Annotated in this window: 8 protein-coding genes and 1 pseudogene; 7 read left to right on the forward strand and 2 right to left on the reverse strand. The window is 44.3% G+C overall.

Going from position 1 to position 11,003, the window contains the following annotated elements; translation table 11 throughout:
- The first annotated feature begins 53 nt into the window (after positions 1-53).
- The 5 genes from BK120_RS29135 (at position 54) to BK120_RS29155 (ending at position 6,692) form a co-directional block, all read left to right on the forward strand.
- Complete coding sequence (locus BK120_RS29135; protein WP_076271008.1) at positions 54-1,856, forward strand: sensor histidine kinase; 1,803 nt, start codon at positions 54-56, stop codon at positions 1,854-1,856.
- A gap of 30 nt (positions 1,857-1,886) precedes the next feature.
- Positions 1,887-3,224, forward strand: coding sequence for a response regulator transcription factor (locus BK120_RS29140; protein ID WP_076271009.1), 1,338 nt, complete (start codon positions 1,887-1,889; stop codon positions 3,222-3,224).
- A 106-nt stretch (positions 3,225-3,330) separates the two neighbouring features.
- Positions 3,331-4,251, forward strand: coding sequence for a carbohydrate ABC transporter permease (locus BK120_RS29145; protein WP_144376886.1), 921 nt, complete (start codon positions 3,331-3,333; stop codon positions 4,249-4,251).
- Positions 4,251-5,123 carry a carbohydrate ABC transporter permease gene (locus BK120_RS29150; protein WP_076271011.1) on the forward strand — a complete coding sequence of 291 codons (873 nt, stop codon included), beginning with the start codon at positions 4,251-4,253 and terminating at the stop codon, positions 5,121-5,123. Before BK120_RS29145 ends, BK120_RS29150 begins: the two co-directional genes overlap by 1 nt.
- Before the next feature lie 111 nt (positions 5,124-5,234).
- Complete coding sequence (locus BK120_RS29155; protein WP_076271012.1) at positions 5,235-6,692, forward strand: ABC transporter substrate-binding protein; 1,458 nt, start codon at positions 5,235-5,237, stop codon at positions 6,690-6,692.
- 66 nt (positions 6,693-6,758) lie between these two features.
- Here the strand turns inward: BK120_RS29155 and BK120_RS36170 are convergent, their stop codons facing one another.
- Positions 6,759-6,956: a YiaA/YiaB family inner membrane protein gene (locus BK120_RS36170; protein ID WP_256711064.1), complete on the reverse strand. Its 198-nt coding sequence runs from the start codon at positions 6,954-6,956 to the stop codon at positions 6,759-6,761.
- 84 nt (positions 6,957-7,040) lie between these two features.
- Positions 7,041-7,256: pseudogene (locus tag BK120_RS36320) on the reverse strand (YiaA/YiaB family inner membrane protein); the annotation flags it as partial.
- Positions 7,257-7,683: 427 nt separating this feature from the next.
- On the opposite strand from BK120_RS36320, the gene BK120_RS29165 reads away from it, so the two are divergent.
- Positions 7,684-9,633, forward strand: a complete 1,950-nt coding sequence (locus tag BK120_RS29165; protein ID WP_076271013.1) for an AraC family transcriptional regulator — start codon at positions 7,684-7,686, stop codon at positions 9,631-9,633.
- A 168-nt stretch (positions 9,634-9,801) separates the two neighbouring features.
- On the forward strand, positions 9,802-10,842 hold the full coding sequence (locus BK120_RS29170; RefSeq protein WP_076271014.1) for an NAD(P)/FAD-dependent oxidoreductase: 1,041 nt from the start codon (positions 9,802-9,804) through the stop codon (positions 10,840-10,842).
- Positions 10,843-11,003: the final 161 nt, after the last annotated feature.

The following is an 11,003-nucleotide window of genomic DNA, read 5'->3' on the forward strand; positions in this document are numbered from 1 at the left end:
TCTGTTTGGCTGTTTTTTTTGCTATAGTACAATTATTAACCGGAGGTGCCTGCATGCAATCGGGTCTTAGCAATCCTTTGACAAAATTGAACATAAAGCAGCAATTGATACTTTTGTTTCTCGTGATGGTGAGTCCGATTTTTCTACTGCATTGGTACGGCAATATGAAAGCAGAGCATTTGCTTAAAAACCATGTGACGAGCGCATATGTGGAGCTCATTAAACAAAACGATACCGTCATTAATCGTGACATGGATACGATCAGCAAAATAACGACGACGATTATTCAAAATCCAATTACGCAGCAGCTTGTCCCTACAGGGGCAGAAACGGTGATTGAAAGAGTAAGGAAATACGATAAGGTCGACAAGCTGCTTGCGAGTAATTCGATTCCCCTTAATGGAGGAGAAGCCGTATATTATTCGCTGTATATTTATGACCCGAATGATTACTATTTTTTTGCACCGAAGCGTCAGTTGACACAAACCGGGGTTTATTTTTTCTCCGATGCAGAGAAGCCAAGCTGGTACGATGATGCGGTCAGTTATAAGAGCAAAGGTTACATGGAAATTATTGATTCAAATGTAGGGTTATCGCAGATCAGCACGCTTGCTTATATTCGTGCCGTCAGCAATGTATCTATTGGAAACGGTATCATTGGCGTTTTGGTCGCAACAAAGATGGATATGAAAATTAGCGAATCGCTGAAATCCGTTTCACTGCCAGACGGCAAGATCATGTTTATGGATTGGTCGAACCGCGTGCTCGCAGCAACTGATTCAAGTCTGATGGGGAAGACGTATGTACTGCCGCCTGCAACAGAGATTAAGGATGGGATGGAAGCGGTGGGCACTTTTGATGTCATGACCTCTGATTACATCTATGTGGTCAATTATAACCGCAACTTGAACAATAAACTTGTCTATCAAATTCCGATCAGCTCGTTATTAAAGCAGCAAAGCGAGCTCAAGCATGTCATTCAGCTCATTTCTATTGCTTATATATTGTTCGGCTGCGTTGTTGTTGTTTATTTCTGGCGCTCGCTTATGACGCCTCTTCAGAAGCTGGCGCAGTTTGTTCGCACCTATGAGCCAGGCAGGCTAGTGCCGGAGACGCCGGGAAAAGGCCGGAATGACGAGGTCGGCGTACTCTTTGCCGCTTTGTATGACATGGCCCGCAGGCTGAATGTGCTTATTCATTATAAATACCATATGGACATCAAGCAGAAGGAGTCGCAGCTTCAGCTGCTTTACCAGCAAATTAATCCACATCTACTGTACAACACGCTTGAGAGTATTTACTGGAAGAGCTCGCTTGAAGGAAATACGGAATCCGCAGAAATGATTAAGGACTTATCGAAGCTGATGAAAATTGGCCTAAGCAGAGGGAGAGAGCTCATTCCGCTGGATGAGGAGCTTGAGCATGCATCCGCTTACGTCAGCTTGCAGCAGAAGCGATACAAATATGAGTTTCAAGTGCACTGGAACATTTCCGATGCCGCAAGAATGATTATGATTCCGAAAATATCGCTGCAGCCGCTTATCGAAAATGCGATTATCCATGGCGTTAAATTTATGGGCGAGGATGGCGAAATCCAAATTTCGGCCGTAGTTGAGGGCGAGCGAGTTACGATCAAGGTGGAGGACAACGGACATAAGGAAGTTGATTATGCCTCAATTGAGCGTTTATTAAGCAATGACAAGTCGGATCATAGTTTAGGTTATGGGATTCGTAACATCCAACAACGAATTCAGCTTCATTTTGGCAATGGATATGGAATGAGCTACAAGCGCGGGGACAACGGCGGCACGACGGTGACGATTATTTTGCCAACGAGCTATGATGAGACAAAGTGAGTATTGGAATGCTGACGGGGAGGATTATAAATGTACAATATATTGATCGTAGATGACGAGCCTTTAATATGTGAGGGTTTATGCAGTTTATTGTCTGCTTCCGGCATTAGTTTAGCAAATGTTTATATGGCACACAGCGGATATGAAGCGCTCGATTATTTGAGAATTGAAGAAATTGACCTGCTGATCACAGATATTCAAATGGGTTCGATGAATGGAATTGAGCTAATGCATCAGGCTAAGCTGCTGAAGCCTTGGGTTCAGACGATCATCATTTCCGCTTATGAAACGTTTCAATATGCTCAAATGGCGATTCGACTCGGTGCAAAGGATTATATGATTAAACCGCTTAATAATGATCAATTTCTGGATTCCGTCCGAAATGTGCTGCTCAAAATGAATAAGCCTGCGGCAACGGAGGATCAGTTCTTATCCAAGCTGCAAGAGCATTTCCATATGGAGGAACCGCTCCCGAAGCGAACGGAGCTGTTTAATCAGCTGCTGTCAAGCTCCGAGGAGACACCCGAGGAAATTGCGAAGAAGCTGTATGAGCGCTACGCTATCAAGCTGACCGGGCCTTATTATGCGGTCATTAAGCTGCGCCTGAATTTATCGGATAAGGATCGGCAGATCCAAAGTAGGGATGCACTGCTGCTGCAATATGCTGCATTGAACATTGCGAACGAACTGCTTGATAAGGAATGGAATCATGTGGCCTTTTATTCCCCCAATCAGGAGATTAGTGTACTTATTCAATGGGATGAGAACGAGTTTGGAGAAGCAAGTGTCAACAAAATTAATCAATTGGATATGATCGGGCGCAGCCTCTATTACAACATTCATAAATTTATCGGGCTGCACTGTGTCATTGGCATTAGTCAAATTGTGCGGGGCATTGGTTTCGTGGGCATGCTCAGCGAACAAGCGCGCAAGGCGATCATGTGGAACCGTGAGCATCGTGATCATTATGTGTTTTATTACGGTGATTTTAATTGGAGCACCTATACGCAGGACCCTACTGCCGAAGAGCTAAGCGAACAGAATAGCCTCATTGTAGAGAAATCGAAGGCATATATCGATCGCAACTTTGCTCAGAAGGGACTGACGCTGCATGAGGTCGCCCAAAAAAATCATGTCAGCCCGAATTACTTAAGCTATTTATTCAAGAAGGATACAGGCTATAACTTATGGGAGTATGTAATCAAGCTTCGAATGGAGGAGAGTCGGAAGCTTATTTTGTTTACCGATTTGCGAAGATACGAGATTTCGGAGCGCGTCGGCTACGAATCTCCTGAGCATTTTAGCAAAATATTTAAAAAATATTATGGGATGAGCCCAAGCGAGCTTAAGAAGGACGACAAGAAATAAGATGAAGTAAAAATAGCTATCATTGTCTTAGATTTGCACATTACCAGTTAGCCGCCTTGCTTCTAGAATGGTATAGAGCAATAGAAAAGAAATGAGGGAAACTCAGATGGAACAATCCGTTGTAGTAGGCGAGCCGCTCGATAGCAAGGTGCAGAGGAAGGCTGGCAGGTGGAAAAGACATATTTCGGGCTATTTGTTTCTGCTGCCCGCGGCTATCATTTTTATTTTATTTTTGTGGGTGCCAATAACGAAAGGCATTATTTACAGCTTTTACACGATCGATTTTGTAAAGGGAAATACGTTCGTGGGGTTTGATAACTACAAGACGATTTTTAACGATCCTGATGTATGGATTGGTGTGAAAAATACGCTGTACTACATGTTTTTATGTATGGTTATCGGCTTTTGGGTTCCTATTCTGTTTGCAATCGCAATATCAGAGCTGCGTCGCTTTCAAGGCTTCGTTCGCGTGGCGGCATATTTGCCGAACGTCGTGCCTGCTGTTGTGTTATACGGCTTATGGAGATGGTTCTATGATCCGGTAGGTCCGATTAACGGATTGCTGACGGAAGCGGGGCTTGACCAAATAGCCTTCCTAACGAATAGAAGCTGGTCAATGATTTCGCTTGTCGTCATGGAAACATGGCAGCAGTTCGGTTCAGGCATGCTCATTTATTTGGCTGCTGTTCTTAGTATCCCGCGGGACTGGTATGAGGCGGCAGAAATTGATGGCGCAGGCATATTCCGCCGTATCTGGCATATTACGCTTCCGTCGATTCGCGGCTTGATTCTGCTTCTGTTCCTCTTGCAGTTGATTGCAACGACGCAAGGTTTCCAATCTCAGCTGGCCTTGCTTGACGGCGGTCCGAACAAAGCAACGCTCACTTACTCGCTGTTTATCGTCAAATATGCATTTACGAAGCTTGATTACGGGGTAGCCTCTGCGCTGGGTGTACTTATGTTCGTCGTCCTTGGCGGATTGGCACTTTTACAATTCAGGCTGAACAACAGGGGGGCGAGCAAGTGATGAAGAGCTTAGACAGAGGGATATTATCCAGTCACGATTTGCGCAGAAATAAAAACAAGGTAGGGTTTCTGCTTATTATTCTTGTCATTATTGCAATGGTTGCCTCGATGCTTTATCCCATTGCTACTGCATTGTTTAACGGTTTGAAAGCAAACACCGAAGTGAACTCGTTTCCGCCGCACTTTTTGCCATCGGAGTGGCATTTCGACAACTACCGAACAGGCTGGAATTTTATTAATCTGCCGCAGTTTTTGAAAAACACGCTTATGATTTTTGGCGGCAACATGATTATGACCATCGTCGTGCTTGGTTTAGCAGCCTTTAGCCTCTCCAAGCTTAATGTTCCGTATCAGAAGGGAATCTACTTTTTTTTCATGATTACACTTTTTATACCGCCGAGCACTTATATCATTCCGAACTTTCTTAATCTGAAGGATCTTGGGTTGCTTAATACGTATGCGGCTTTCTGGCTGCCTGCCAGTGCGAGTGCATTCTATCTGCTGCTGCTTAAAAATTTCTTCGATGGTATCCATCATGAAATGATTGAAGCGGCTCGAATCGACGGTGCGTCAGATTGGAAATGCTTCAGCCTTATCGCAATTCCGCTTTCCATTCCTATTTTCTCCACGCTCGCAATATTTGTTTTCTCAACGGCATGGAACGATTGGTTCTGGCCTTCGCTTGTGATGCACAGCGATAAGAAATATCCGCTTGCGACAGCCGTATATAAATACGTCATCAGTGCGCAAAGGCTCAATCTGAACATTCGTTTCGCGATCCTTACGATGGTGATGCTGCCGCCGATTCTCGTGTTTCTGGCGTTCCAAAAGTTCATTATGCGCGGACTTCATCTTGGCGGGGTTAAGGGATAAGCAGTTCGTAGACATACACATGATCGGAATAAGAATACACCTCGCCCAAATGAAAACGTCTCCTTTATGATGAGGATGTAGTGAAAATACGAATGGTGAAGGGGAATATCGATGCTAAAGAAAAACGTGGCAGTGTTGATTTGTTTGGTCATGATATGCTCAATTCTTGCGGCTTGCAGCGGTGGGAGCAAGGAGACCAACGATCCAAAAGAAACTGATAAACCAACGAATGCAGCGACAAACAATGCAGGCAGCAAGGAAACAGACCCTCCGAAGGAAGATATTAAAGACAAAAAAATTACGATCAGCATTTATTATCCATTGCCGGATCAGGTGGAGAACCGCAAGCTGGAAGATGACAAAATCAAACGTTTTAACGAGGTTTATCCTAACGTGGAAATCGTAAAAAGCGACTGGCACTACAACCCAAGCGAAATCGGCATCAAAATGGCAGCAAACGAAGCGCCGACATTTTTCAACACTTGGGCAACAGAAGCTAAGTTTTTGCAGGAGCGCGGCTGGGTAGCCGATATTACGGAGCTGTGGGACAGTTATCCATTCAAGGATCAAATCAACCCTGTGCTGCAAAGCCAATTTATCATTGATGGCAAGGTATTCGGAGTATCTCAGAAAGCCTATGTTACAACTACGGTTGTAAACAAGAAGCTGCTTGACGAGAAAGGTGTACCGATTCCATCGTATGACTGGACATGGGACGATATGTACAATACTGCGAAAGCAGTAGCTGATCCGAAGAAAGGTATTGCAGGTATTGCGCCGATGGGCAAAGGTACAGAAGCAGGCTGGAACTGGACCAACTTCTTGTTTGAGGCAGGCGGCGATGTTCAGACGATCGCTGACGGCAAAGTAACAGCAGCCTTTAATTCTGCGGCAGGCTTGAAGGCGCTAGAGTTTTACAACAAGCTTAGATGGGAAGCAAATGCAATTCCGCAGGACTGGGCACTTGGATGGGGCGATGCTGTCGGCGCTTTCGGACAAAGCCGTACGGCTATGGTTATAGCGGGAGCTGAGGGTGTACTTGAGCAAGCGCTCAACCAAGGCGGCTTGAAGCCAGAGGATGTATTGACATTCCCGATGCCGGCAGCGGAGAAAGGCGGCAAGCATACAGGCGTACTTGGCGGCGATTACCTCGTGATCAACCCAAATGCGACGAAGGACGAACAAGAAATTGCTTTCCGCTATATTACATTCGATTACTTTACCGATAAAGGTCTAGAGTCGCTTGAAACCGATATCCAAAAACGTCAAGCAGAAGGCAAATACTATATTCCGCCGCAAATGAACTACTACAGCCCTTCATCGGAATACGGTCAAAAAGCACAGGCTATATTTGATAAATACGATAACGTCTACAAATATAACGCTGAATCCGATTCCTTGCTTGACGGCAAACCTGAAGCGCAATACAACACGCAGGATTACTACGGCGAAGTAACGAATGTGCTGCAAGAGGTTTTCTCCAAAAAAGGTTCAGATCTTCAAGGCTTGCTCGACAAGTCTGCCAAGGTCGTGCAAGAGAAGTTTTTTGATTCTATTAAAGTCGAATAGCTAAACGGATTGATCGAAAGAAAGCCTCCCCAATTCATCTTTAAAGGGGAGGGTTTTTATTATTTTCTAACTTTCTAAATCTTCTGTTTTCGTATGCACGCTGTCTTCTTCATTATCCCGAATGGTCTTTTGCAAAACGAGGCAAGAAACGATTAAGAAAGCACCGGCAATCGCGTAGTAGCCTTTGACATAAAGCGGCTCCTCTAGCGTGTAAATACCTATATATTGAGCGAGAATGGCAATGATAAAGCCGGCCCAAGCCATGAACGAAAAAGCGGGTGTATTGCGGCTTCTGTAGCCGGGATTGTAGTCTTTGAGAAACTTATCCTCATCATTGTCGCGCGCAACCTTCTGCAGAAGAAATGAAGTGATAATTAATAGTATGCCGGTTACCGCGTAATACCCTTGCACAGACATTGGCTGTTTAAGCGTGTAAATACCGATGAATTCGAAGCCGCATGCTATAAGAAAAGCTGCCCAAGCCATGAAGGTATATGTTGGGGTATTGCGGCGGCGATAAAAATTTGCTGGTTTGCGTACTTGCATCGTTTCCATTTTTTCCATTTGAGAAAGCCTCCCGAATCGATTTGTTGTTCATGTCTTTAGTTTACATCATATGCCAAAACGCAAAAGTACCAACTTATTGTAGTACCAGGTACTAGGGCGTGACTGAAAACCCGTTCAGTGGCACCTTTCACCGCCTTTTCGCCCCCTGCTTCGTTCCGTCTGCTTGAAGTACCCCGGTACGCCTTCACAAACGCGCCTTGCATGGAACGAAAATTCAGCAAAATTTGCTGTCTACAGAGTTCTAAGACATGCCCTAGTAAGAAAGGAATTGACAATGAGAATGGTTATCATTAGAATGCTTGTTAATATGCTCTGCAAGGAACCATACATAAAAGGCTGAACCATCATAATCAAATAGTCGGCTTTTTCTTCGGTCGATCTGTGAGCAGCACAAAGTAAACGCTAGAGGAGCTGAACTCGGAAAGTGGAGTGGAATGATCTTATTAGGCTTTGGAACCATGCCTCTATTAAGGTGTTGGATGTTCGTCACCATAAGATGAAACTTGGCGATAGGCTGCAATCCTACCGTCTTCCAGCAAGCGGATTTTTATATACGACAATGGGCAGCGCAAATGTATGTTTGGACGGTCATCTATATAAGGCGGAGCGATTTCATGTGCTGCATGGGGGCAAAGGAATGTGCTTGGATATAGACAGGCTGGAGGAGGATTTTGATTATTACTTAATCTTCTATAAAGCACTTATTCCGCATCCTTGCAGGCAGGAGATTTTATCACTTATTGAAACAAACAACCCGTTCCATATGCAATATGGCTTCGCCCCGCAATACCCGATCTCACTATTTCGAATTGTTAACGTAATGGCACAAGAGTGGCAAATATCGCATTCTTTGGAGAGGTTTCATGTCAATACGTTATTTCATCAATTTGTTTATGAGGTATTCATTCAGCTGCAAAAGCAAGATGTATCTCTATCGAAGCTCGACCTAGCAGCTCAAGCGCTTCGATATATTCATAATCATTATATGGAGCCGATTACGCTTGAGCAGTTGGCGCAGACCTTAAGCTATAGCGCCAAAAACTTGTCCAAGGTGTTTAAAAAGGAAACAGGGCATAGTCTCATTGATTATGTCATTCAGGTGAGAATTGATCATGCGAAGGAGCTAATGAAAAATACAAGCGCGACCATTCAGGAAATTGCGGAAAGCGTTGGTTATTCCGATCGCTTATATTTCACACGGATATTCAAAAAGGTTGCTGGCGTTTCGCCAGGCAGGTATAAAGACAGTTTGAAAAATGCTAGAAGCGGGGCAAATCGTCTATATAGATCGAGCCGATTGTCCATTGTTCCAGGGAGGCTCCGGCGTTACAATGTGTATCGTTATGATAATCATTATCAATACAAAGGAGAGAGTCAATTGCCCATGTACAAAGGATTAAAATTATCAATGGCGGCAACCCTGTTGTTTTGTTTTGCTTTATTTATGAGTGCATGTTCTACGGGGACGTTAAATACTAATACGACAACCGTGGAATCAAAATTAACGACGAAGGGGGAAGCAGCTCCCTCCAATAAGCCGCAAACGGAGGCTCAGACTAGAGTAATCACAACGATAAAAGGTGATATCGAAATTCCTTCGCATCCCGAACGGATCGTTGTAGATCTGTACTTGGGCAGCTTTATTGCACTTAATGTCAAACCAATCGGAACGCCAGAATTGAATTTGAAAAATCCGTATTTTTCAGAGGCGCTTGCAGGTGTAGAGAATATTGGAGAATACGAGAGTGTATCGCTAGAGAAAATAATAGACTTGCAGCCGGATATGATCGTTACAGGAAATGAAGCAGCTTATGAGCAGTATAGCAAAATTGCACCGACGATCGTTGTTCCTTATGGCGAACTAAAAAATACGCATGAAGAATTGACCTATTTCGGCAAATTGTTAGGGAAAGAGGCAGAAGCGGAAGCATGGTTAGCTGATTACGACCAGCGTATTGCAGCAGCCAAAGCAAAGGTTGAAAATGCCATTCCTAGCGATGCTGTGTTTTCAGTCATGCAGGATTGGGGAGGGAATACGGGCGTATTCGGCGATAATTTCGGCAGGGGCGGACAAGCAGTCTATCAAGCACTTGGACTTAAGCCGCCAGCTAAAGTAGCGGAGCAGCTGATGAAGGAGCAAATTGTTGAGGTTTCTGGAGAGAAGCTGTCTGACTTTGCTGGCGATTATATTATATTAACGTCTGATACGCTAACGCTTGCAGATTTGAAAACCGAGCCGATTTGGAAGCTGATTGATGCAGTTAAAAATGATCGCGTCTATATTTGGAGTAAGGAGCGCTCATGGTATTTTGATCCGATTGCTACGCTATCACAGACAGAGGAACTAGCTAATTGGCTCGCAGGTGCGAAATAAACGAATCGTCGAAAGCATGGATAGAGATAACAAAAGTCAGTTTTGTACAAAAAAATGGTGACTTTTGTCCATTGTCACAATGAGGATGGTATCCTAAACTTTAATAAGTGATAGTGATAATCAATATCAAAAAATAAATGGATCATGACTGACGTTTGGAGGCAAACGATGAACGAACAATTGGAACTCTATGATGTAACGATAATTGGTGGTGGCCCAGGTGGGTTATATACCACTTTCTATAGCGGCATGCGCGATTTAAAAACGAAATTAATTGAAGCGCAGGATCAACTCGGCGGGCGAATGCTCACTTATCCTGAGAAAATTATTTGGGATGTAGGCGGGGTAACACCGATTCGCTGCGAGCAATTAATTGCGCAATTGATCCAACAAGCCAAAACCTTTGACCCGACGATCGTGCTCGGACAGCAAATTACGGACTATGAACGATTGGCTGATGGAACTTTTATGCTGACTTCATTAACCGGCGAGAAGCATCATACAAGAACGGTCATTATGGCAATAGGTTACGGAATAAAAAAATTAGCGAAGCTGGAGATTGAAGGGGCTGACCGCTATGAAGTAACGAACTTGTACTATACCGTACAGGAGCTGGAAAAATTCCGCGATAAGCGAGTGCTCATTTCCGGCGGTGGCGATTCCGCGGTAGACTGGGCTAATGAGCTGGAATCCATTGCAGCCAGCGTTACCGTCGTGCATCGCCGTGACAGCTTCGGCGGGCATGAGAGAAATGTTTCCAGGATGAAACAATCCTCTGTAAATGTTCTTACGCCATATCAAGTGCTTGCGCTTCATAGCAGTAATGGGGAAAGTATCGAGAAGGTAACGATTGCACATATGGAAACGGAGGAAAGCAAGCAGATTGAAGTCGATGCTGTCATCGTCAATCATGGAATGAAAAGTGATTTTGGACCCATCCGTGATTGGGGTCTTGATATGGGAGTATGGAATGCGAACGTTGGGGAGCGGATGGCTACTAATATTCCGGGCATCTTCGGTGCAGGCGATTTCGCGAGCTTTGGCAGCAAGGTTGGACTTATTGCAGGAACGTTCACGGACGGCGTCTTGGCACTCAACAGCGCGAAGCTGTATATGGATCCAGAAGCTCCAGAGATGGCTTATGTTTCTTCTCATAACGAGCGTTTTAAGGAGAAAAATCGGGAGCTTGGCGTAGTAGAAGAAGAATAGTATACCGTTTAATCAGAAAGCATGAGCTTCATAGCCATCAGTAGGTTACCCATATGAGTATAGAAACCCTCTGTCTAAGACAGGGGGTTTTTGCATGCCTATACACTTCGTAATATAACACCTATTATTTCTAGAAATGCACATCGATATGTAAGCGATTC

Source organism: Paenibacillus sp. FSL A5-0031 (genome assembly GCF_001956295.1).
Taxonomy (GTDB): domain Bacteria; phylum Bacillota; class Bacilli; order Paenibacillales; family Paenibacillaceae; genus Pristimantibacillus.